This is a genomic window from Pusillimonas minor, from assembly GCF_014237865.1.
GTDB lineage: Bacteria > Pseudomonadota > Gammaproteobacteria > Burkholderiales > Burkholderiaceae_B > Neopusillimonas > Neopusillimonas minor.
In genome coordinates this window covers 215,746-237,027 of record NZ_JACJUU010000004.1, presented here as the reverse complement: position 1 = coordinate 237,027, position 21,282 = coordinate 215,746, and the positions used below count along the sequence as shown (strand labels likewise).

Sequence of the window (21,282 nt, the reverse complement as noted above, 5' to 3'; positions counted from 1 at the left end):
AGCTACCCACGCTGCAAACCGGCCAGGCTTAATTGCTGGCCACTTGTATGGCGGCTTTGTGCTCGGTTTGCCGCCCGGTGTCTTCACGCCAAACCAGTTGCAAGTCTGTATTTACATTGGGTGCCAATGTAAACCGCACGTAGGGGTTGGCAGCCATTGAACGGTAGAACCGGGCCTTGATGACCTGACGGTCGCCCAGGCTGGCCGTGAAACTATTGATAATGCGCTGATCGGGCATGTTGCCGCTGGCATCGGGCACCAACCCGGTTTCCATCGGGTGCGTAATCATGGTCAGCACCTCGGCCGGCTTGCCCGCGACAAACTGCTTGGGCACGCGCACCCGCTCTTTCATTTCAAGTGCCTTGTCGAGCCGCGCAGCCCCGGCAATACAGCCGCTGGTGGTAATACGAATTGCGCGTTCGGATACAAACGCGCGGCCGTCGCTGCTGCGGGCCACCACAACCACAGTTTGCGACTCGCCCAGGCGAACGCGCAAACCCAGATTAAGCGGCGCCACTTCCGGGCCAAGCTCGAAGTGGGCCACCTGCGGCGTGGGGTTGCCAAGGGCGAAAATATCAAGATAACGAATGTAGACGCCGTCGCCCAGGGGCTGGTCGGCAACGACCGACATCGCGACAGACGAGCCGTCTTCAGACACCAGCGGTAATTCGAGTTTGACCGCCTGCCCCGATTGCAGGTTGTTGCCCACCAGAGCCTTGACCGCTTCGACACGCTGCCAAGCCGGTGTTTGCGCCAACGCCGTCAAAGGCGCAGCCAGCGCCCAAGACGAGAAGACAACAGCCGACAAGACACGACGAACAGAAAAACGAGGGAAAATCATGATGAATTGCGATGCAAATTAAGCGCCAGACGCGACCCGGCCAGTATACCCAGCAAGGCCATGACAGACCCCAGCGCAAGCGTAGAAAAACCGGTCAGGCCTTGCCCGATAGAGCACCCCATGGCCAGGGCGCCACCCACACCCATTAAAATACCGCCCGCCATGTAACGACGCATTTGAGGCGGAGACTCGAACCCCTGCCACTTGAAGCGCCCACCCACCAGCGCAGACACCAACGAGCCCAGCACCACACCGGTCACCACAAGAACGCCAAAACCCGCATCCACACCCGTAGAAATCATCAGGTACTGAAGTGTTTCGCCCACCGGCGCAACAAAAGTGATGGACTCCAGCGCAACCGGGTCGAAGTCGTCGGCGCCCAGCACGCCGGTAACCAGCCACCCGGCAACCACCAGCAAGCCGATGACCACGGCGCCGAAAAAGTCGGCCTTGTGCCGCAACAAAGTTGCCTTGCGCAGCGCAAACCACAACAAGCCCGCCAAAAACAACAAAGCCGCTGCCACGTAGTAAGACGTGAACGGCCCACGGAAACTGCCGGGAGACCAAGCGGTGAGTTCGGCCAGACTGACCCGCATGGGTGCCAGAACGCCGGTAAGTGTGGCGTAGGCCGACACGCCCAGACACAGCAGCACCACCGCAGCGCGCAGGTTGCCTTGCCCCAGCAAAACCAGCGCCCTTGCGCCGCACCCGTTGGACAGCGTCATGCCGTAACCAAACAATACGCCGCCCAGGGGCACCAGCAGCCAGGAAAATGTACCGGCCAGATAAATGGATTGCGTCAGGTCGACCCAACCCGCATGGGCTGCCCATTGGGTGCCCACAATTGCCACAAACAATGCCAACGCAAAACTTTGCAGCTTGACCGCGGGCGCGCGTTCGGGTGCGGCAACCGACATAGCCGAAGGGCCCTGATTTGCCGCAGCGATGCTGCGGGCAGGCGCCGCGACCTGCTTAGGCGCGACCGGCCGACGGCGCTGCAGGCCCCGGAAATGCTGGGCCAAGCCACGATGCAGACAAAAACCACTGACCTGCCCCGCCACCCCAAAAACAAACCCGATACACAGGGCAGACCAGAGCACGAGCTCGACATTCGACATAATGCTTCCTTGCGATGTTTAACCCGGACCCAGGCCTGCGCAACCGCGCGACTTAGGCCTGCGTCCCCCAAGTGTCTTGAGCAATGGCGTTATACCAGGCCACGCCGTATTCGGCCTCGAGTTTGCGGAAGTCGGCATCGGCGTCTTTCGGGCTGAGGCCACCGCTGGTTTCGACGATTTTACCGTCTTGCACCGCGTAAACGCCGGCCACAGAGATACCGTAGTCGGGCGCGATAAGGCTGTAGCACGTGTTGATGAACGAGGGTTTGACGGCAGGACGACCGGCCAGCGCATTGACAATCGCCGCAGCGGCAACCTTGGCCTGGGCATTAGCCACAAAACCAGACTTGGGCATCGGTGCCGCAACGGTGGCATCGCCCACCACATAAATATTAGGCACGCGTGCCGACTCGAAAGTATCCGGGTTGACCGGCACCCAGCCACTCTCGTTGGTTACCCCGGCGCGCTCGGCGATGATGCCGGCCTTTTGAGGTGGAATAACGTTGAGCACGTCGGCCTTGTGCTTCTCGCCGAACTCGGACTCGACCGTTAATGTATTGGCATCGACACGCACGACTTTACCGTCTTTGGACAGCGGCACCCACTCGATCATGTCGCCATAAAAACGCTTCCAGCCGTCAGTAAACAAACCCTGCTTGGAAAATGCGTCTTTGGGGTCGAGCACCAGGATTTTTGACTTGGGCTTTTGCGTTTTGAAGTAGTGCGCCACCATGCTGATGCGCTCGTAAGGCCCGGGGGGGCAACGATACGGGTTGGCGGGTGCCACCATGACGAACACGCCGCCATCCGGCATGGCATCAAGCTGCTTTTTAAGTAGTTCGGTTTGCGCACCCGCTTTCCAGGCGTGCGGCGCCTTTTGCGCTGCAGCCTCGTCATAGCCTTCCAGAGCGTTCCAGCGGAAGTCGATACCGGGCGACAGCACCAGCTTGTCGTAGGCAAACGTTTGGCCACCCGCCACCTTGACGGTTTGCTTCTGGGCATCGACCGCGTCGGCGTAATCGTGCACCACCGTTACGCCCAAAGCACGCAACTCGTCGTAATTATGCGACTGCTGCTGCAACGTACGCAGGCCACCCAAATACAGATTGGTAAACGGGCACGTCATGAACTCGCGCGCCGGCTCGATGAGCGTAACCTGAATGGCAGGGTTGCGACGCTTGAGGTATTTGGCTGCCGTAGCGCCACCAAACCCACCGCCGACAACGACCACTCGACCAGCCGAACCGCTGGCAAACGAGGGCGCACCCACCAGCAAAGCACCCGCCGCCCCGGCCTTGCCCACGGTAGCGAGCAATTCGCGACGCGTCATTTTTTTTGAATTGATCATGATCGTTACCCTTTAGTTTTTGTCGGTGGCCTGCGGCTTGATTTGCGAAAAGTGCTTGGCCAACGCGGCCAGCTCGTCGTCGGAATAGCCCTTGGCCAAACGGTTCATGACGGTGGTGCCAGCCGGCGGCGTGTCAGATTTATAAGCCATCAGTTGGGCGTTAAGCACCGCCTCGGGGCGACCCGCCAACGAGGGCATCCCACCCGGCGAACGGCCGTCGGTACCGTGGCAGTTGGCACACGACGCCGCCAGCACCGTGACATCGAAAGTGGACTGCGCCTGCGCAGGCGCAGACAAGCCCAGGGCCAAAGCCCCGACGGTCGATGCGAGTCCGGCGGACACTTGCTTGATCAAAGTTTTCATGATTTTTCCGTTTGTTCAGAAACTTGAAAGAATTGGGCCATGCTAGCCAATTTCATTCGACACGAGAACTAACTAATAACGATCGTCTTATTGCTTTTAGAAATATGTTTGATTTGCAGCGCATCGAGGCATAAGATGATCGTGCAGGGCAATGTATTTACGCGCTGTTTTTTCGACTCCGGCCTTGTGCACGCGGGTCTGGCATGGCCGGTTTTAAGGAGCTGCCATGAACATCAAATCGCTCGATCTCGTTGTTGATATCAACGCGGATGGCCGCTACAGTTTCTGGGAAATCTGGGAACTGCTCCGCGATCTTTACCGTCTTCCCGGCAACTTGCTTGTCGAAGGCTTGGGTCATATCCCCTACGTATCCGACGTTTTAGGCATCCGCGCCTCCGAAGCCGTGGGCTATGCCAGCCTGAACGGGTTACTGGCCGTAACGCTGTCGTTGCTGTTCTGGATCGCCCTGATACTGGGCTTAATGGCCTGGGCGTCTCCGGATGCCGACCCCGACGAGGTAAATAAAGACGCCAAAAGCGCGGCTAATTCGTCGACGGCCAAAGCGGTGCAGCCGGCAAGAGCCCCTGGGCTAGGCAGCAACCAAAATCATCAGCCCCCGGTGCTGCATTAGCCATAGTTGCGCGGCCGCCTTGCGACCCAGCTGTAACAACTGTGCCATAGCCGTTGTCATTAGAAGCATTTCAGTTGATTGCGCTTACACCTTTTGGCCGGGATTATTGCCAAAATAAGCTCATTGAAGCTTAACAAGAGGTGAAAAATGAAGCGACTGATCATGACGGGCCTGATGGTGCTGGGTTTGGCCGGCGCCCAACCCGCACTGGCCGACGTCGATATTGACATTGCCGTCGGCGTGCCGGGCATTGTCTACAGCACCCCGCACCCGCCGCGTTATGGGCACTATCAACGGCACTACGAACCCAACGGCTGGAGCGTAACAGTGGGGCAGCCCCGCGTTGTGGTTGTGCCCGGCGGGGTCGTTTACAACGAATACCCCCGCTACTACAAAAGGCACGACTACCATCCGCATAAAAAATGGCGCGGCCACAAGGGCAAGCGCCATCATAAACACCGTGGGTACCGCGACTAAACCAAACCCGACAAGCCTGTTCGGGTCATCGTGGCCCGGCGTTGAAACACACGCCGGGCTTTTTTTACATTACAGGCGCTCGATGCCACCCATATAAGGCCGCAGCGCCTCGGGCACAATGACAGAACCGTCTTCTTGCTGGTAGTTTTCTATTATGGCCACCAGCGCACGGCCTACCGCCAGCCCCGAACCATTCAGGGTATGCAGGTATTCGGGCTTGCCTTTTTCGGGGCGGTAACGGGCCTGCAAACGGCGCGCCTGGAAGGCCTCGCAATTTGAAACCGATGAAATTTCACGCCAGGTATTTTGGGCGGGCAACCAGACTTCGAGGTCGTAGGTTTTAGCCGCACCAAAGCCCATATCGCCGCCACACAGCAACATCACGCGGTACGGGACACCCAGTTTTTGCAACACGGCTTCGGCGTGCGTGACCATGTCTTCAAGCGCCTGATACGAAGCTTCGGGCTGCACCACCTGCACCAGCTCTACCTTGTCGAACTGATGCTGGCGAATGACACCGCGCACATCGCGCCCGCCGCTACCCGCTTCAGAGCGGAAGCACGGCGTGTGGGCCGTCAGCTTGATGGGCAGATCGGCCGCCGGCGTGATGGTGTCGCGCATCGACCCGGCCAGCGTGATTTCAGACGTGGAAATAAGGTAGAGATCTTCGCGTTCGACCGGGTTGCCCTGTTCGTCGAGCTGGGGCTCTTTGTCTTGTCCGCCCTTGGTCACCCAGAACATGTCGTCTTTGAACTTGGGCAACTGACCGGTGCCGTACAGGGTTGAACTGTTGACGATGTAGGGGGTGTAGCACTCGGTGTAGCCGTGCGATTCAGTCTGGAGGTCGAGCATGAACTGGGCGGCGGCACGGTGCAAACGCGCTGCGGCGCCGCGCAGCATCATGAAGCGCGAACCCGCCAGCTTGCGTGCCGACTCGAAATCGAGACCGAAACGCTCGGCCAGTGTGACGTGATCTTTGACCTCGAAAGGCAGGGGCGCAGGATTGCCATTGGCATCGGTCGGGCCCGGCACCCAGCGACGCACTTCAACGTTGTCGTCAGATGACTTCCCTTCGGGCACGCTCTCGTGCGGCAAATTGGGGATCGTCATGAGCCATTCGTTGAGTTCGGCCTGAATGGCCGACAAGTCTTGTTCGAGGGCTTTCAGTTGCTCGGGAATGGCCTGGGACTCGGCCATTTCTTTAGACGCATCTTCGCCTTTGGACTTGAGTTGACCAATCAGTTTAGAGACAGCGTTACGACGCGCCTGAAGGGTTTCGGTTTCGACCTGGACGGCCTTGCGACGGGACTCGAGCTGGGCGAAACGTTCGGTATCGAAGGACACGCCACGCCGGGCCAGCGCCGCGACCACGCTGGGCAGATCTTTACGCAACTGATTGGGGTCTAACATATTGAGCCAAATAAAATAATTAAAAGGAAAGCCGGGCACAGGCGCGCAAAATGACGCTCCCCGCCGGTTGTGCGGACTACTTTTTACCGCGATGCTGACGATCGAGATCGCGTAAAAATGCCAGCTTTTCGGTGATTTTACCCTCTAGCCCGCGGTCTGTCGGCCGATAAAAGCTTGCCCCCAGGCCGTCGGGGAAATAACGTTCGCCTGCGGCATAGCCATGCGGCTCGTCGTGTGCATACCGATACGCTTCGCCATGCCCAAGCTGTTTCATAAGACGGGTAGGCGCATTGCGCAAATGCACGGGTACCGGCGCCGAACCATGCTGCTGCGCGTACTGCCGCGCAGCCTTGTAAGCCTTGTAAACCGCGTTTGATTTGGCAGCGCAAGCCATGTAGACCACCGCTTGCGCCAAGGCCAGCTCGCCTTCAGGCGAACCGAGGCGCTCGTAGATATCGGCGCCGTTCAAGGCCAGTTCGGTTGCGCGCGGGTCGGCTAAGCCAATGTCCTCTACCGCCATACGGATCATGCGGCGTGCCAAATATTTTGGGTCGGCCCCGCCATCGAGCATGCGCGCAAACCAATACAAGGCGGCGTCGGGGTCGGACCCTCGAACCGCTTTGTGTAATGCGCTGATCTGATCGTAAAAAGCATCGCCCCCTTTATCGAAACGGCGCAGGTTTTGCGACAGTGAAGTTTCAAGCCATTCGGCATCGATTTGCCTGCGGCCCGCACCCAAGGCCGACTCGGCCACCACTTCAAGCGCATTGATCAGTCGCCGGGCATCGCCGTCGGCCCATGCCGCTAATTGCGCAGCGGCGTCTTCAGTCATAGAGATTTGCGCGACGAGACCGTCGTCGGCAATACCAGCAGGATCGCCGACATCATTGTTGCCCGGTTCGGATGCCAAGGGCATGGGAGATGCCGACGATGCCGGCGATTCTGGAGACGCGGCAACCAGATCGCTGTTGATCACCGCCAGTGCCTTGCCTATCAAGCCTTGCAAATCGGCTGCTGACAACGGTTCGAGGACATATACCCGGGCCCGTGACAGCAGCGCCGAGTTCACTTCGAATGACGGGTTTTCGGTGGTGGCGCCAATAAACGTAAACAAGCCGCTTTCGACATAAGGCAAAAAAGCGTCTTGCTGCGCTTTGTTAAACCGGTGAACTTCGTCGACAAACAGAATGGTGCGACGCCCCTGGCCTTGCGCCACCTGGGCGGTAACGACGGCATCGCGGATGTCTTTGACGCCGCCCAGCACGGCAGAAATGGCCAGGAACTGGGCGTCGAAGCCGTCAGCCATTAACCGGGCCAGCGTGGTTTTGCCCACCCCCGGCGGGCCCCAGAAAATCATGGAGTGCGGTCGGCCCGACTGAAACGCCACGCGCAATGGCTTGCCGGGCCCCAGCAAATGCGCTTGCCCGATAACGTCGTCGAGCCGGCGCGGACGCAAACGTTCGGCCAAAGGCACATACGCGGCGCCGGCCGAACCGGAAAAAAGATCGGGAGAGGTCATTGAAGCTTGACGACATCGACGCCGGCAGGCGCCTTGAACTGAAACGTGCCGGCGGACAGGTCGGGGTTAACCGATACCTTGCCCAGATCGATAACCGTGGTTTGCCCGAAAGCATCGAGCAACTCGAGGCGCGCCGGGAGGTTGTCGGCAAACGCCATATCGACATATTTGAAACCGGCGTCGGCGCCCTTGGGCGTGGCCCTTAACCAGGCCAGACCATCGCGGTCGGGCAAGGCTTCGAGGCGGAAAGATTCATCGAGAGAACCAGAACCAAACAAAATGGCGGCCGGGGAAGCGCCGATGGATTGATCGACGCTGCGCTGGGTAACTTGCGCCAGGTCTGGGTCGTACTGCAACACGTGGCGGCCGTCAGACACAATAAGCTGCTCGTAGGGCTTTTTAACGTCCCAGCGAAACTTGCCCGGGCGCTGAAATGAGAAGTCGCCCGTTTGCGAGGGCTTGCCCTGCCCCTGGGGCGTTGTGGTTTGTTGCTGGAACTGACCGGTGGCCGACTGTACGTTTTGAATGAAGTGACGCAACTGCGCTTCGGCCGAGGCTGCCCAACCCGCCAGCGGCGCAAAGGCCAGCAAAGCCCCGGTACAAAAAGCCGCAATTTTTTGATTAATCTGCATTGGCAGAATCCCCCGGGACGAGAATTTCGCGGTTACCGTTGGCCTGCATGGCTGACACCAGACCGGCTTGCTCCATTTGTTCGAGCAAGCGTGCAGCGCGGTTATACCCAATACGCAAGTGGCGTTGCACCGACGAAATTGACGCCCGTTTGTTCTTTAAAATGACCTGAACGGCTTGATCGTAAAGCGGATCGGATTCGGCATCGGCAAAGCCGGTAACCGACCCCACACCGTCGCCGGTCTCGCCTTCAGGGGCTCCTTCTAGGACCCCGTCGATGTAGTTTGGTTCACCCTGCTCTTTAAGCTTGTCGACCACGCGGTGGACTTCGTCGTCGCTAACAAAGGCACCGTGCACGCGCACCGGCAGCCCGGTACCTGGCGGCATGTACAGCATGTCGCCCTGCCCCAACAGTGTTTCGGCCCCCATCTGGTCAAGAATGGTGCGCGAATCGATTTTTGACGACACCTGGAATGCGATACGCGTTGGAATATTGGCTTTGATCAAGCCGGTAATAACGTCGACGCTGGGACGCTGGGTGGCCAGCACCAGGTGAATGCCGGCGGCACGCGCTTTTTGCGCCAGGCGCGCAATAAGTTCTTCGATTTTTTTACCCACCACCATCATCAGGTCGGCCAGCTCGTCGATGACCACCACAATCATGGGCAATGTAGACAGGGGCTCGGGCGCGTCGGGCGTTAACGAAAACGGGTTGGGGATGGTTTCGTCGCGCTTGGCGGCCTCGCGGATTTTGGCGTTGTAACCGGCCAGGTTGCGCACCCCAAGCTTGCTCATCAGACGATAGCGTTTTTCCATTTCGCCCACGCACCAGTTAAGCGCGTTGGCCGCATGCCGCATATCGGTAACCACCGGGGCCAGCAAGTGCGGAATGCCTTCGTAGATGCTCATTTCGAGCATTTTCGGGTCGATAAGAATCAGGCGGGTTTGGGTAGCATCGGCCTTGTAAAGCAACGACAGAATCATGGCGTTGATACCAACCGACTTACCCGACCCTGTGGTACCCGCTACCAGCAGATGCGGCATTTTGGCCAGATCGGCCACAACGGGATTACCGGCAATATCTTTACCCAGCGCAATGGTTAGCACCGAAGACGCCGCATGGTAGGTTTGCGACCCGATGATCTCGGAGAGTTTGACCATTTGGCGACGCGGGTTGGGCAGCTCGAGCCCCATCAGGTTTTTGCCCGGGATGGTCTCGACCACACGGATGCTGACCAGGCTGAGCGCCCGGGCCAGGTCTTTGGCCAGGTTGACGATCTGGCTACCCTTGACGCCGGTGGCCGGCTCGATTTCGTAGCGTGTAATGACCGGGCCGGCCTGCGCCGCCACGACGGTAACGTTCACGCCAAAATCAGACAGCTTCTTTTCAATCAGCCGGGAGGTGAACTCGATGGTTTCAGGGGAAACCGATTCGGGCAGCTCGGTTACGGCATCGAGCAAGCCGATTTCGGGCAGCAAGCCCGAGGCATCTGTTGTTGTGGGCGCGGCAAACAAGGTTTTTTGTTTTTCTTTTTCGGCGCGAATGGATTTAGGCACGCTGACAATAGCCGGTTCGATGCGCACTGGCTGCTCGTGAACGAGCTGCTCTTGCTTGGCCTCGACAACTTCTTTGCGCTCGGCCTTTTTGACTTCGCCCACTTTGCGGTCTTCGCGCGCCACTTTAAGTTGCCACAGATACAACGCAAACCGCTCGAGGTAGAGCCCGATGCGTTCGGCCACCTGCAACCACGAAAACCGGAAAAAGAGACTGGACCCGACGGCGATGAACACCAACAACAACAGGGTACACCCCGTGGTGCCCAAGGTGTAACCCAGACCTTTAGCCAGCAATTTCCCCAGCTCGCCGCCGGCACCGGCTGGTAAATGCGAGCCCGTTTCGACCAGCTGCATGGCTTCGGTGCCCATGACGCCCACAAACATGAGCGCATAGCCGACGCCGGCCTCCCAACGCAAACGCGGGAGAACATCGGCTTTTTCGTCGGGGGGCAACTGCCCGGTAAGCCGGTAAAAACCAACCCCCACGCGCTGCACCAGCAACACCACCCACAACCAGGCCGAATAGCCAAACAGGAAAAGCAGCAGATCGGCCACATACGCCCCAACCGTCCCGCCTTTGTTAAGCGTGACCGTTGACTGCACAGAGTGCGACCAGGCCGGATCGGTGGGCGCCCACGTGGCCAGCACCAGCCCCAGCCAGGCAGCCAGCGCGGCGAACGCGATCCAGCGGGCCTCGCGCAGCAAGCCCGAAAGACGGGTTTGCAATGCCGAGGGACCATTGCGCACGTTGCGCGACGAGCGGGGAGATGCTGCAGGTATTCGAGCCATGGACTCATTATAATTGGCTACACACTAATTTCGGATATTGATGCGATGACGACTGCAAAACACGCCAAAGTAATGATTCTCGGTTCCGGCCCGGCCGGCTACACGGCAGCGGTTTACGCCGCGCGCGCCAACCTGAACCCTGTCCTGATTACCGGCCTGGAACAAGGCGGGCAGCTAATGACCACCACCGACGTCGACAACTGGCCGGCCGATGCCCAGGGCGTACAAGGCCCCGACCTGATGCAACGTTTTCAAGAGCACGCTGCGCGCTTCGATACCGAATTTGTCTACGACCACATTTCCAGTGTCGACCTGTCTAAACGGCCATTTACGCTTAACGGTGACTCGGGCGAGGTCTACACCTGCGATGCCCTGATCATTGCCACCGGCGCATCGGCCCAATACCTGGGCTTGCCGTCTGAACAGGCCTTTATGGGCCGCGGGGTGTCGGGTTGCGCCACTTGCGACGGTTTTTTCTATAAAAAACAAGATGTTGTCGTTGTTGGCGGGGGCAATACCGCTGTCGAAGAAGCCCTGTACTTGTCGAATATTTGCAGCACCGTCACCGTCATTCACCGTCGCGACAAATTCCGTGCCGAGCCCATTCTTATCGACAAAATGATGGACAAGGTCAACAACGGCAATATGCGCCTGAAGCTGTTCTACGAGCTGCAAGAAGTACTGGGCGATGATTCCGGCGTCACCGGGGTCCGGATTCTTAACAACCAAACCGGCCAAACCGAAGACCTGGCCGTGACGGGCGCCTTTATTGCGATTGGCCACAAACCCAATACCGGCATCTTCGAAGGCCAGCTTAAAATGGAAAACGGCTATATCGTGACCCAAAGCGGCCTGAACGGCATGGCTACCCAAACATCGGTGCCGGGCGTATTTGCCGCCGGCGACGTGCAAGACCACATTTACCGCCAGGCTATTACCAGCGCAGGCACAGGCTGCATGGCCGCGCTCGACGCGCAACGCTGGCTCGAGAACGGTGGCGAATAAACCCGGGCTGGCCGACCTTAAAAAGCTGCGCCAGCAGGCCGAAGCCGCCGCCGCGCCCAAGCCTGCGGCAGCGCCCAAAAAGGCACCTATAAAAAGAGCCCGGGGCCAAGTGCCGGGGTCTGCCGGGGCGCCTTTTACTCCGACACCGGCTCGACCCGCCCCCGCAGCGCCAGGCGTCAAACCCGTCACGCCCACAGGCGGGCGCCCCGCCCCTCGCTCGCCGGGTCGATGGGCACCCGACACGATACCCTGGCCGGCCGGCACAGAAGCCGTGCCAGAGCAAGATGTTGCGTTGTTCCGGCAAACCATGCGGTTTGTCCAGCCCATTAAAAACACCGGGCGGGCCGTTTTACCGCCTGTGCCCAAAGCCGCCAAGGCCGTGCTAAAAGGCCGTCGAGCCGCCGCGCAAGGCCAGGACATCACCCGCCCCGCCGCCAAAGTATCAGACGCATTCGCCCCGGTATTGCAACATGCCGAACGCGGGGACAGCGACTACCTGCGCCAGGGCGTTGGCCCCGACGTCCTGAAAAACCTGCAACGCGGGAAATGGGCCATTGTGGCCAGCATCGACCTGCACGGCGCCACGCTGGAACAAGCCCGCGACCGGCTCGACCAGTTCATACAGTCGTGTATTACACATAATGTGCGTTGTGTACAGGTTGTGCACGGCAAAGGGTATGGGTCAAGGGATGGCGCCCCGGTGCTTAAAGAGGTGGTTCGGCGCTGGCTTACCCAGTTTGACGCAGTACAGGCGTACACCGAGTGCCCCGAAAACAACGGTGGCAGCGGTGCGGTGCAGGTTTTGCTAAAAACAGAACACGGAATGCAAAAAGGCCAGCGCTGAGCGCCGGCCTTTTTGCATTTTTTGATTTTTATGGGTACCGCTTCTTGCCATGAGTGGCAAGTATAGTTATTTCCGATTTTATCGGTTTGCCCATGCAGGGCTTTGTCTCCTCACCTGCATGTGTTGAATTGTGCACCAATTGTTAACAATAAACACTTAGGGATTGCACCTATATCGTGCGCTGCGGCAACACAACGGGGCGAAATACATTCACCAAGGTTGCACACGCCGCCCCAAGTATGGTCGCTGCCATCATACCAAAAGCATTCAATGCGTCGCTTATGACTTGCAGCACCTTGCATATAGCAACGGAAAACGCACAACTCTATAGAATTCGGCGCATACCCTGGAAGGATGAGCCGATGTACACCTACAACGAAACAGACCAGCAACTGGTCAACGAACGCGTGGCCCAGTTTGCCGGCCAAACACAACGTTTTCTGGCCGGCGAACTTACCGAAGACGAGTTCCGTACCCTGCGTCTGCAAAATGGTCTTTATATTCAGCGCCATGCGCCCATGCTGCGCGTCGCCATTCCGTATGGTTTGCTGCGCGCCGACCAGTTACGTAAGTTGGCCGACATTGCGCGGCGCTACGACCGCGGTTACGGCCACTTCAGTACCCGGCAAAACATGCAGTTCAACTGGCCCCGCCTTGAAGATGTGCCGGCCATACTGGGCGAGCTGGCCACTGTGCAGTTACATGCCATACAAACCAGCGGTAACTGCATCCGCAACACCACCAGCGACCACCTTGCCGGCCTTGCGCCCGACGAAATCGTCAACCCGCTGGTCTGGTGCGAAATCATCCGGCAATGGTCGACATTTCACCCCGAGTTTGCGTTTTTACCCCGAAAGTTCAAAATCGCCGTCAGCGGCGCTACAACCGATCGCGCCGCCATTGCGGTCAACGACATCGGGCTGCAGGCTGTCACGCAACACGGCGAAACCGGGTTTCAGGTCTGGGTAGGCGGAGGCCTGGGGCGCACCCCCATAGTGGGCAAACAAATCAACCCGTTCGTCCCCTGGCCTCATTTGCTGACATATTTAAGCGCCATATTGCGGGTCTATAACCTGCATGGACGCCGAGACAACAAATTCAAGGCACGCATCAAGATTCTGGTTCGGGACATGACCCCGGAAGGCTTTGCGAAAGCGGTGGATGAGCACTGGCAGGCCTTGAAAGACGGCCCCGACACCCTGACCCAAACCCACGTCGACCAGATCGCCGCCCGCTTCAACTGGCCGGTGTACCAAACCTTTGACGCCGGCCACGACAACGGCGTGGCCGAACTTAAGGCCGACAACCTGGCCTTTGCGCGCTGGCTGCGCACCAATACCCACGCCCACAAGGTCGACGGGTACGCCGCAGTTTCGGTGTCGCTGAAACCCACCGGGTCGCCCCCGGGCGACATCACGGCCGACCAAATGGACCGCATGGCGACACTGGCCGAGCAGTACAGTCAGGGCCAGTTACGGGTCACCCACGAGCAAAACCTGCTGCTGCCCGACGTGCCCCGCCACGATCTGCCGGCCCTTTGGCACGCCCTGGACACGCTGGGTCTGGCCACACCCAATATCGGCCTGCTCACCAACATCATTTCTTGCCCGGGCGGAGACTTTTGCGCACTGGCCAATGCCGTGTCCATCCCGGTAGCGGCAGCCATCCAGGCCCGATTCGACGACCTGGACTACCTGCACGACATTGGCGAGCTGGACCTGAACATTTCGGGTTGCATCAATGCCTGCGGGCACCACCACGTCGGTCATATTGGCATTTTGGGCGTCGACAAGGCCGGCCAGGAGTGGTACCAGGTCACGCTGGGCGGTCGCCAGAACGCCGCACGTACCGAACAAACCGGAGATACCGGTGCCGAAATCGGCCGTATTATCGGACCATCATTCAGCCGGGAACAGATCCCGGATGTTATTGAACGACTGATACAAACCTACCTTGGCCTGCGTGACGACGACACCGAGCGCTTCATCGACGTGATTGACCGCGTCGGCCCCGAGCCCTTCAAAACCGCCGTGTACAGCGACCCCAATATTGTGACCGGCAAAATTCAGCATACGCGTACCGAAGAGGCTGCACATGCCTGATACCCAAGACTTCCAGACGCTCTTGACGGCAAGCGGTGACACCCGTCGTATCCCCAAACCGACAACGTGGGCGCCAGGCCATGCCGCAGTGCCGCCCGCCGATGGCACGTCCCCGTTATCGCCAGACACGGCGCCCGCCCTGCCCCCCGATGCCCCCCACTGGCAGGTCGGCCTGCAAGACTGGCTGAGACACCAGACCCACTGGGCCGCCCGCACCCACACCCCCGGCCTGGTGCTGGCCAGCGATACCGACCCGGCGGCGCTGGCGGGATTGTGCGCCACCTTGCCCCCCGCCTGGATCACTATCGAGTTTCCGGTTTATACCGACGGGCGGGGCTTTACCCTGGCCCAGCTGTTGCGTACCCGCCACCAATGGGTCGGCGAACTGCGCGCGTCGGGTGATGTCTTGATTGACACGGTCTTCTACCTGCGACGCTGCGGTTTTGACAGCTATCTGCTTAAACCCGGTCACGACACCCCCGCCGCGCAACAAGCCTTGCACACCTTCACCGCCGCCTACCAGACGGTGTATCCCCTCGGTATCTGAACGCGTGGAATTATTTTAGAATTCAAGGATTAACCCCTTGATCAACCCCACGCACCAGTCGTATCGGCGCGCCCTGTTCTGCGAAGGCTCCTATGGAACTCTTCCCGAAAGAACCAGAGCTTGTTGGCCATTTAGCCGCTCACCGGCTGTTTCACTCCAACGATCTGGATGAAACCCGCGACACCGTGGGGCGCATTTTCAAACCCCACGAACTCGGCGTTCGTGGACGGCGCCAAAAGCTCGACGCCGAAATGGACCACCTTTCATTAGGCAAGGCGTCCATCAACCGGCTGCGCTACGGGGCCGATGTCACCATCGAGCCCGAGTCTCTTGACGACTTCCTGCTGGTGCAAATGCCCATGTCCGGGCGGGCCGATATCCGCTGCGGTGCCGAGCACATCGTTTCCACGCCCGACATGGCCTCGGTCCTGACGCCCTCATTACCCGTACACATGCAATGGCAAGGGGTATGCGACCAGCTTATTGTCAAAATAGAGCGCCACGCGCTTGAAACCGCCTGCGCAGCCGCATTGGGCCATGCCTTGCCTTGCCCCATCGAATTCAAACTGGGCATGGACTTAAGCCGCGACGGCGGCCTGGCCTGGCGCCAGCTTATTGCATTTTTAACCACCAGTCAGTTCATTGCGGGAGCCGACCAGCGCAACCTCGTTACCAGCCAACTAGAACAACTTCTGGCTACCACGCTGTTAACCCGACACCCGCACAACTATTCGGCTGCGCTGCTTAACCCGGCGCCAACACCCGACCTGCCCTACATTCGCCGGGCCGAAGAATACATTCTGGCGCACTGCAAAGAGCCCATCACCATGCAAGACCTAGCGCGCCATGCTCATATCAGTACGCGTAGTTTGTACAAGGGGTTTCAAGAACACCGGGGCATCAGCCCCATGGGCTACGTCAGGCAGGTGCGTCTGCAAAAGGTGCGCGACGCCCTGTTGCAGGCGCGACGCGCTGGGCAAAGCATCAGCGTCACCCAGGTAGCCCTCGACTGGGGTTTCGGGCACCTGGGGCACTTTACGCAAGCCTATCGCAAGCAGTTCAATGAACTGCCTTCACAAACGCTGCGGGGTTAGCCTGCACCTGCTTCTGCCGTTCCAACAGCTTGCGCGTCACCATGCGGTAGTCACGTGCATCAATGGGCAGCAACCACTGTTTGAAGCGGGTAAACGGCCCTACATTAATACCAATTTCGTCCAGCATTTCGTCAACGTTGTGCATCGAGAACGGAATAATATTGGTACCCCGCGCATGTTTGCCTTCGGTACGCTCTTCCATCCATTTCAGGCGTCGACGCACATGCTCGCGACGCTTTTCTACCGACGGCAAATCCAGCCCGCCCATCAAGTGGGTGGCAATCCATAAGGCCGCAATTTCGACGCTTAACGGGCTATAGAACGACGAGTTATAGCCGCAGAAATGCAGTCGCTTTACGGTTAGCGGCAAGATTTGACGATACAGCTCAAAGTTACCGCGCTCGTCAGTAATTTCATCTTGCACCGACTGCGGCAAAAATGGCACGACCTGCTTAAACCCGGTACCGCATACGACCAGGTCGGCGGGCACGGTACGGCCATCAGTCAAGGTCGCCACAGGCTTGCCATCGCGGGCCCCCAGCGACGCAATTTCGCATTCACGGGCAATCTCGGTTTTGCCGGCGGCGACCTGTTCGTACAGCTCGTCGGTAGACAAACTGACCGTGCTGCGCGCAATGCGATCAAACGTCCCCTCGGGCACCAACCCCAGTTTGTCGAGCTTGAGCTGACGCGTGGAAATTTTTTGTAGCGAAGAGATCATGCTGTCGCGCACCCCGCTGCCAGCGCCATGCAAGAACTTCTCGAAGCCTTTGATCTCGATATACGGAAACAAGCCTTCACCCATGCGGGTCAACATCAGGTACTTGTAATTCAGTACGTTCATGACCTTGCGCGGCATTTTCCAAAGCAGCTCGCGGGCAATGACTTTGGTCGATGCGGCTACTTCGCCAATGGCGGCCGCCACATCGCAAGACGACTTGCCGTACCCCACCACAAGCACATTCTTGTTGCGCGCGTCTTCCAGATTGTTGAATTCAGACGTTGCACACAGGCGACCGCCGGCGGCCTCGAACTCGGCCACGCCCGAATACGGCGGAATAAATGGCTCGGAGAAAATACCGTTGGCCACAACCAGATGCTCGAAGTGATGTTCGGCCTCTTGTCCGGATCGCGTGTTGCGCACCTTGACTTGCCACCCTTTATCGTTCTCGGGTTCGGCAACAACGACCTCGGTGTTCAGCTGAATGCGGCGATCCAGATCGAAATGCTTGGCAAACGCCGCCAGGTAGCGCTGCACTTGCTCACCGCTGGGCCACTCGGGGTACTCGGCCGGCATCGGGAAGTCAGGTAAAAAGTAAGTGTCTTTATTGTTCTGGGTACGCAGGCCGGGGTACCGGCGCGTCGCGCTCCAGACGCCGCCTACGTCCGGGGCCTTCTCGAATACGGTCACATCATGACCAAACTGGGTCAGTACTTTGGCAGACGACAGGCCGGCAAAACCGGCACCAATGATTGCAATTTTCATGGCTTGACTCCGGTTACTCACACAGACGGGGAATGGCGGGAACAGCCTGCTCTGGTCCCATGGCGCTGTAGCCGCCATCAATCGCCAGATCGGTTCCGGTAATAAAAGAGGCACCCGGCGAGCACAGGAAAACAACGCCCTCGGCCACTTCGGCCGGGTCACCCACACGCCCCAGCAGATGGTAGGGTGCGGCCACGCGATCGGTTTTGGCACGATCGCCGCCGGTCAGTTCATTCATGATGCGCGACCACGTCCAGCCCGGCGACACCGAGTTGACCCGAATGTGATCGGCGGCGAGGTCCATGGCCATATTGCGTGTCAGCTGGGCAATGGCGGCCTTGGTTACGGGGTAAAGCCAACGACCTGTCTGGGCTACTTTGGCGCTGATGCTGCTGAAATTGACAATAGCGCCACCGCCCCGCTTGATCATGTAAGGGCGGCAAGCACGCATCATCATGACGGCGCCCACCACATTCACATCGTAGCTCTGGTGCCAGTCATCGCGGCTGGCCTCGATGCCGTTGTCGACATAACTGCAGGCCAGGTTGACCAGATAGTCGACGCCGCCGAAACGCGCCACGGCCTGATGCACGCATGCATCAATTTGCTGGTCGTCGGACAGGTCGGTTTTTACGAATACGGCGCGTTCGCCCAGACTGTCTGCGACCCGCTGGCCGCCTGCCTCGTCGATATCGGCAATAACTACCGCAGCACCTCTGTCGCAGAAGGCTTTGGCCACAGCGGCGCCAATTAATGTCGAGCCACCCGTCACGATGGCCACTTTATCTTGCATGTCCTGCATGATCTTGTCTCCTGTCAATTAATGAAGGCGTGGTTATATGTTTTTGACAGAAGCATTATGCGAAGCGACCCCTTGCGCAGCCTATCCCGCAAGTGCCTATCGTTATCCCGAAAGTGCAATGGGCCGCAATTTTTTTCTGCTACAGTGCAAGCGGTAAAAACAAAGGCCCCCCCGAATGAATCGACTTTTCACCGGTACCCTGGTATTTACAGCAGCGCTGGTGCTTTCCGGCTGCACGCTGCCCGGCCCTTCCGGCCCGAACACGCCACGCACCGAAGACATGTCGGTTGATCAAATGGCGCAAACCGATTTCAACCGCACCGTTACCGTCGCCATGCGCGACAACCTTGACAGCCTGAACAGGCTGCTCGAGAAACTGTACAGACGCAATCCGGCCGAATGGCGCAAGTCAGGCGCGGGCGACATTGAAACAGCGATTAAACGGGGGCAGGCAGCCATCGAATCGGGGCAGGCGCCGGCGCCTTTGCGCGGCCTGGCCGATATTCAGATTTTGTCGGTATCGCTCGATCCGAGCTACACGGGCGACCGCGTCGCCGCCTTTGTATTCGGGCTGGCCGACACCATTGTGCGCGCCCACAACGGCAAAACGCGCTTTTACGTGACTGACGCCCTCGAGGCGCAAAAGGTGTACAACGCTGCACGCAATGTTGAAATTGCCGCGTGGATGCTATCGACACGCAGAAACAGCCTGGGGCAACCCCTGCTGCTGGCCAACGAAATCACGCCCGAAACCAGCAACCTGAGTTTCGAGCGTGAGTTTGGCCAGTTGGTGGGCCGCCTGGACCTGATTGCCAACCTGCTGGACGAAAACCTGCGCCGGGTAGGCATCAACTACGTACAAGGGCTGTTGTTCTTCAACTTTTTGCCTGTACGTTAAGCGACACGCCAGCCAGGCGCCTGGCCGCCGTTGAATTATTTGCCGCCGTATAGGCAAGCCATTACACTTCAGGCCTGTTTGATTTTGTACGGTTTTCCCCCTTGCCCTTTGGTGAACTGGTTCGGCTGCCAAGCTCCGACAAAGCACTGGTCAGCCGTACCTTGCGCATTCTTGAGCAGCGCGGGTTTTGCTCCGTCCAACCCGAGCCCGGTGGCAATCGCAAAAAACTGGTGTGTGTTGCCTCTGAAGCCGGTACCGACCTGTACGAGCAAATCATGCCTGTTGCGCAAAAATACCAGGCCAATGTCCTGGCGCAGCTGGACGAACCCGAGCGCGTTGCCTTGTACACCGCCCTGATGAAGCTCAGAAAGGCCGCCGACGCCGGTCTGCTGCGCGTTCCGCCAGGCAGCGCATCGGCCGACTGAAAAGCCCGCGGGCGCCCGCGGGCTGCCGTTCGCGTATCGCCCGCCCGCCCAGTTTTTCGGAAAAGCCCGCGGACGCCGGCGCGCTGCAGCCCCGAAACCGGCCGCGTCGCGGCTGGCCGAGGCGCTCGACGTCCCCCATTCGCAGATCCGTTTTATTCAAACCATGACAGGCGGCGCCTTTGGCGGCAAAGCCGTCGAAGATGCAAATACGCCTATCGCAGCATTACTCGCCATCAAATCGGGCAAGCCTGTGCGTCTGGCCAATAACCGCCTGGAAGACTTCCTGGCTGCCCCCTCAAGCATCCCGGCCACGGTCTGGCTACGCATGGGCCTTTCAAAAGACGGGCTGATCGTCGCAAAAGACTCGATGATTATTGGCGACAACGGGGCATACACCGGCTTGGCCGGGCACGTCATTCATGTCACTTCCATGCGTAGCGACAACATGCACCGCCTTGAAAACGTGCGCGCACGCGGCAAGCTGGTTTACACCAACAAAATTCCCAGCGGTGCGTTCCGGGGCTTTGGCGGTCAGCAAATGGCTTTCCCGCTGAACAGCCACCTGGCCATGCTGGCCGAAATGGTCGGGATGGACCCTCTTGAAGTGCAATTGCGTAACGCCATCAAAACCGGTGAAACCAGCGTACATGGTTGGCATATGGGCAGTTGTGGCCTGTCCGACTGTCTGACGCAGGCCACCCAGGGCATAGGCTGGGCCGAAAAACGCAAGGCACCAAAGAACAAGAGCCCGATTAAACGCGGGACAGGCGTTGGCGCCGGCATTCATGTCAGCGCCAACCGCCAGCTGGGCAACTGGGACGGCTCGACCGCCATCGTCAAAATGAACGAAGACGGCCGGGTGACCCTGATAACCCCCGAATGCGACATGGGCCAGGGCGCTGCCACGGTGCTCAGTCAAATTTGCGCCCACGAGCTGAACATCCCCATCAGCCACGTTACCGTGCCGCAACCCGACACCGACTCGACACCGTTTGGTATTGGTACGGTGGCATCACGCGTGACCATTATTGCCGGCAACGCCGTGCGACTGGCGGCCATCAAGGCGCGCGAGCAACTCTTCGAGGTTGCCGTCGAAAAACTTGCATCGGCGCCGGACACCCTTGAAATCCACGACGGCATGATCCGCGTCAAGACAGACACATCCCGTGCGGTGTCGCTGCCCGACGCGGTACGATTGCATCTGTTCCGCGTGGGCGGCCAGACCATAACACCAGCCCTGGCGGCCGAAGCGGCCGACGTTGCCGTTCAAAACATCACCCCGATCTCGGACTCGCGCGGGTCGGCCGAATACCGCGCAGACATGGCGCGCGTCATCATCCGCCACGCCCTGCTCGACCTCTTCGGCCTGACATCGCAATAAGGACACGCTCATGAG

Annotated in this window: 20 protein-coding genes; 10 read left to right on the top strand and 10 right to left on the bottom strand. The window is 59.1% G+C overall.

From position 1 onward, the window contains the following. Positions 1–28: 28 nt before the first annotated feature. Genes GTU67_RS07840 through GTU67_RS07825 form a run of 4 tightly spaced genes read right to left on the bottom strand, consistent with a single transcriptional unit; the run spans position 29 to position 3,670 of the window. Positions 29–841 carry a thiosulfate oxidation carrier protein SoxY gene (locus GTU67_RS07840; RefSeq protein ID WP_185779531.1) on the bottom strand — a complete coding sequence of 271 codons (813 nt, stop codon included), beginning with the start codon at positions 839–841 and terminating at the stop codon, positions 29–31. Then, positions 838–1,959, bottom strand: a complete 1,122-nt coding sequence (locus GTU67_RS07835) for a YeeE/YedE family protein (protein WP_185779530.1) — start codon at positions 1,957–1,959, stop codon at positions 838–840. Before GTU67_RS07835 ends, GTU67_RS07840 begins: the two co-directional genes overlap by 4 nt. Positions 1,960–2,011: 52 nt before the next feature. Beyond that, complete coding sequence (locus GTU67_RS07830; protein WP_249417621.1) at positions 2,012–3,307, bottom strand: NAD(P)/FAD-dependent oxidoreductase; 1,296 nt, start codon at positions 3,305–3,307, stop codon at positions 2,012–2,014. Between the two features lie 12 nt (positions 3,308–3,319). Further along, positions 3,320–3,670, bottom strand: coding sequence for a c-type cytochrome (locus tag GTU67_RS07825; RefSeq protein ID WP_185779529.1), 351 nt, complete (start codon positions 3,668–3,670; stop codon positions 3,320–3,322). Between the two features lie 226 nt (positions 3,671–3,896). Here GTU67_RS07825 and GTU67_RS07820 point away from each other — a divergent pair, with 226 nt between their 5' ends. Next, complete coding sequence (locus GTU67_RS07820; protein ID WP_185779528.1) at positions 3,897–4,301, top strand: hypothetical protein; 405 nt, start codon at positions 3,897–3,899, stop codon at positions 4,299–4,301. Positions 4,302–4,448: 147 nt separating this feature from the next. Then, entirely contained in the window at positions 4,449–4,778 is a 330-nt protein-coding gene (locus GTU67_RS07815) for a hypothetical protein (protein WP_185779527.1), read from the top strand. 69 nt (positions 4,779–4,847) lie between these two features. On the opposite strand, the gene serS is transcribed toward GTU67_RS07815, so the two are convergent. From serS to GTU67_RS07795, 4 genes are all read right to left on the bottom strand, one after another. Beyond that, positions 4,848–6,188, bottom strand: a complete 1,341-nt coding sequence (serS, locus tag GTU67_RS07810) for a serine--tRNA ligase (RefSeq protein WP_185779526.1) — start codon at positions 6,186–6,188, stop codon at positions 4,848–4,850. 76 nt (positions 6,189–6,264) lie between these two features. Beyond that, on the bottom strand, positions 6,265–7,707 hold the full coding sequence (locus tag GTU67_RS07805; RefSeq protein ID WP_185779525.1) for a replication-associated recombination protein A: 1,443 nt from the start codon (positions 7,705–7,707) through the stop codon (positions 6,265–6,267). After that, positions 7,704–8,339: an outer membrane lipoprotein periplasmic chaperone LolA gene (lolA, locus tag GTU67_RS07800; protein WP_185779524.1), complete on the bottom strand. Its 636-nt coding sequence runs from the start codon at positions 8,337–8,339 to the stop codon at positions 7,704–7,706. The genes GTU67_RS07805 and lolA overlap by 4 nt, the downstream gene beginning before the upstream one ends. After that, on the bottom strand, positions 8,329–10,683 hold the full coding sequence (locus GTU67_RS07795; protein ID WP_185779523.1) for a DNA translocase FtsK: 2,355 nt from the start codon (positions 10,681–10,683) through the stop codon (positions 8,329–8,331). The genes lolA and GTU67_RS07795 overlap by 11 nt, the downstream gene beginning before the upstream one ends. Before the next feature lie 45 nt (positions 10,684–10,728). Here GTU67_RS07795 and trxB point away from each other — a divergent pair, with 45 nt between their 5' ends. From trxB to GTU67_RS07770, 5 genes are all read left to right on the top strand, one after another. Next, a complete protein-coding gene (gene trxB, locus GTU67_RS07790; RefSeq protein WP_185779522.1) occupies positions 10,729–11,688 on the top strand; it encodes a thioredoxin-disulfide reductase in 960 nt (319 codons plus the stop codon). Continuing rightward, complete coding sequence (locus tag GTU67_RS15585) at positions 11,678–12,532, top strand: Smr/MutS family protein (RefSeq protein ID WP_185779521.1); 855 nt, start codon at positions 11,678–11,680, stop codon at positions 12,530–12,532. The genes trxB and GTU67_RS15585 overlap by 11 nt, the downstream gene beginning before the upstream one ends. A 362-nt stretch (positions 12,533–12,894) precedes the next feature. Further along, positions 12,895–14,634 (top strand): nitrite/sulfite reductase, encoded by a 1,740-nt coding sequence (locus tag GTU67_RS07780; RefSeq protein ID WP_185779520.1) that lies wholly within the window; start codon positions 12,895–12,897, stop codon positions 14,632–14,634. After that, a complete protein-coding gene (locus GTU67_RS07775; protein WP_185779519.1) occupies positions 14,627–15,181 on the top strand; it encodes a DUF934 domain-containing protein in 555 nt (184 codons plus the stop codon). Before GTU67_RS07780 ends, GTU67_RS07775 begins: the two co-directional genes overlap by 8 nt. Positions 15,182–15,273: 92 nt before the next feature. Then, positions 15,274–16,275: an AraC family transcriptional regulator gene (locus GTU67_RS07770; protein ID WP_185779518.1), complete on the top strand. Its 1,002-nt coding sequence runs from the start codon at positions 15,274–15,276 to the stop codon at positions 16,273–16,275. On the opposite strand, the gene GTU67_RS07765 is transcribed toward GTU67_RS07770, so the two are convergent. Both GTU67_RS07765 and GTU67_RS07760 read right to left on the bottom strand, forming a co-directional pair. Continuing rightward, complete coding sequence (locus GTU67_RS07765; protein WP_185779517.1) at positions 16,241–17,761, bottom strand: flavin-containing monooxygenase; 1,521 nt, start codon at positions 17,759–17,761, stop codon at positions 16,241–16,243. The genes GTU67_RS07770 and GTU67_RS07765 overlap by 35 nt on opposite strands. 13 nt (positions 17,762–17,774) lie before the next feature. Next, entirely contained in the window at positions 17,775–18,563 is a 789-nt protein-coding gene (locus tag GTU67_RS07760) for an SDR family oxidoreductase (RefSeq protein ID WP_185779516.1), read from the bottom strand. A gap of 175 nt (positions 18,564–18,738) precedes the next feature. Here GTU67_RS07760 and GTU67_RS07755 point away from each other — a divergent pair, with 175 nt between their 5' ends. From GTU67_RS07755 to GTU67_RS07745, 3 genes are all read left to right on the top strand, one after another. Continuing rightward, on the top strand, positions 18,739–19,461 hold the full coding sequence (locus GTU67_RS07755) for a hypothetical protein (RefSeq protein ID WP_185779515.1): 723 nt from the start codon (positions 18,739–18,741) through the stop codon (positions 19,459–19,461). 101 nt (positions 19,462–19,562) lie between these two features. Continuing rightward, complete coding sequence (locus GTU67_RS07750; RefSeq protein ID WP_185779514.1) at positions 19,563–19,886, top strand: MarR family winged helix-turn-helix transcriptional regulator; 324 nt, start codon at positions 19,563–19,565, stop codon at positions 19,884–19,886. Positions 19,887–19,908: 22 nt separating this feature from the next. Continuing rightward, positions 19,909–21,267, top strand: coding sequence for a xanthine dehydrogenase family protein molybdopterin-binding subunit (locus GTU67_RS07745; protein WP_185779573.1), 1,359 nt, complete (start codon positions 19,909–19,911; stop codon positions 21,265–21,267). Positions 21,268–21,282: the final 15 nt, after the last annotated feature.

Coding starts and splice junctions, on each gene's coding strand:
- lolA (WP_185779524.1), bottom strand. CDS start 8,339: ATGCAGATTAATCAAAAAATTGCGGCTTTTTGTACCGGGGCTTTGCTG.
- GTU67_RS07805 (WP_185779525.1), bottom strand. CDS start 7,707: ATGACCTCTCCCGATCTTTTTTCCGGTTCGGCCGGCGCCGCGTATGTG.
- GTU67_RS07755 (WP_185779515.1), top strand. CDS start 18,739: ATGAATCGACTTTTCACCGGTACCCTGGTATTTACAGCAGCGCTGGTG.
- GTU67_RS07780 (WP_185779520.1), top strand. CDS start 12,895: ATGTACACCTACAACGAAACAGACCAGCAACTGGTCAACGAACGCGTG.
- GTU67_RS07830 (WP_249417621.1), bottom strand. CDS start 3,307: ATGATCAATTCAAAAAAAATGACGCGTCGCGAATTGCTCGCTACCGTG.
- GTU67_RS07765 (WP_185779517.1), bottom strand. CDS start 17,761: ATGAAAATTGCAATCATTGGTGCCGGTTTTGCCGGCCTGTCGTCTGCC.
- GTU67_RS07840 (WP_185779531.1), bottom strand. CDS start 841: ATGATTTTCCCTCGTTTTTCTGTTCGTCGTGTCTTGTCGGCTGTTGTC.
- GTU67_RS07760 (WP_185779516.1), bottom strand. CDS start 18,563: ATGCAGGACATGCAAGATAAAGTGGCCATCGTGACGGGTGGCTCGACA.
- GTU67_RS07770 (WP_185779518.1), top strand. CDS start 15,274: ATGGAACTCTTCCCGAAAGAACCAGAGCTTGTTGGCCATTTAGCCGCT.
- GTU67_RS07795 (WP_185779523.1), bottom strand. CDS start 10,683: ATGGCTCGAATACCTGCAGCATCTCCCCGCTCGTCGCGCAACGTGCGC.
- trxB (WP_185779522.1), top strand. CDS start 10,729: ATGACGACTGCAAAACACGCCAAAGTAATGATTCTCGGTTCCGGCCCG.
- GTU67_RS07775 (WP_185779519.1), top strand. CDS start 14,627: ATGCCTGATACCCAAGACTTCCAGACGCTCTTGACGGCAAGCGGTGAC.
- GTU67_RS07815 (WP_185779527.1), top strand. CDS start 4,449: ATGAAGCGACTGATCATGACGGGCCTGATGGTGCTGGGTTTGGCCGGC.
- serS (WP_185779526.1), bottom strand. CDS start 6,188: ATGTTAGACCCCAATCAGTTGCGTAAAGATCTGCCCAGCGTGGTCGCG.
- GTU67_RS07835 (WP_185779530.1), bottom strand. CDS start 1,959: ATGTCGAATGTCGAGCTCGTGCTCTGGTCTGCCCTGTGTATCGGGTTT.
- GTU67_RS07825 (WP_185779529.1), bottom strand. CDS start 3,670: ATGAAAACTTTGATCAAGCAAGTGTCCGCCGGACTCGCATCGACCGTC.
- GTU67_RS07820 (WP_185779528.1), top strand. CDS start 3,897: ATGAACATCAAATCGCTCGATCTCGTTGTTGATATCAACGCGGATGGC.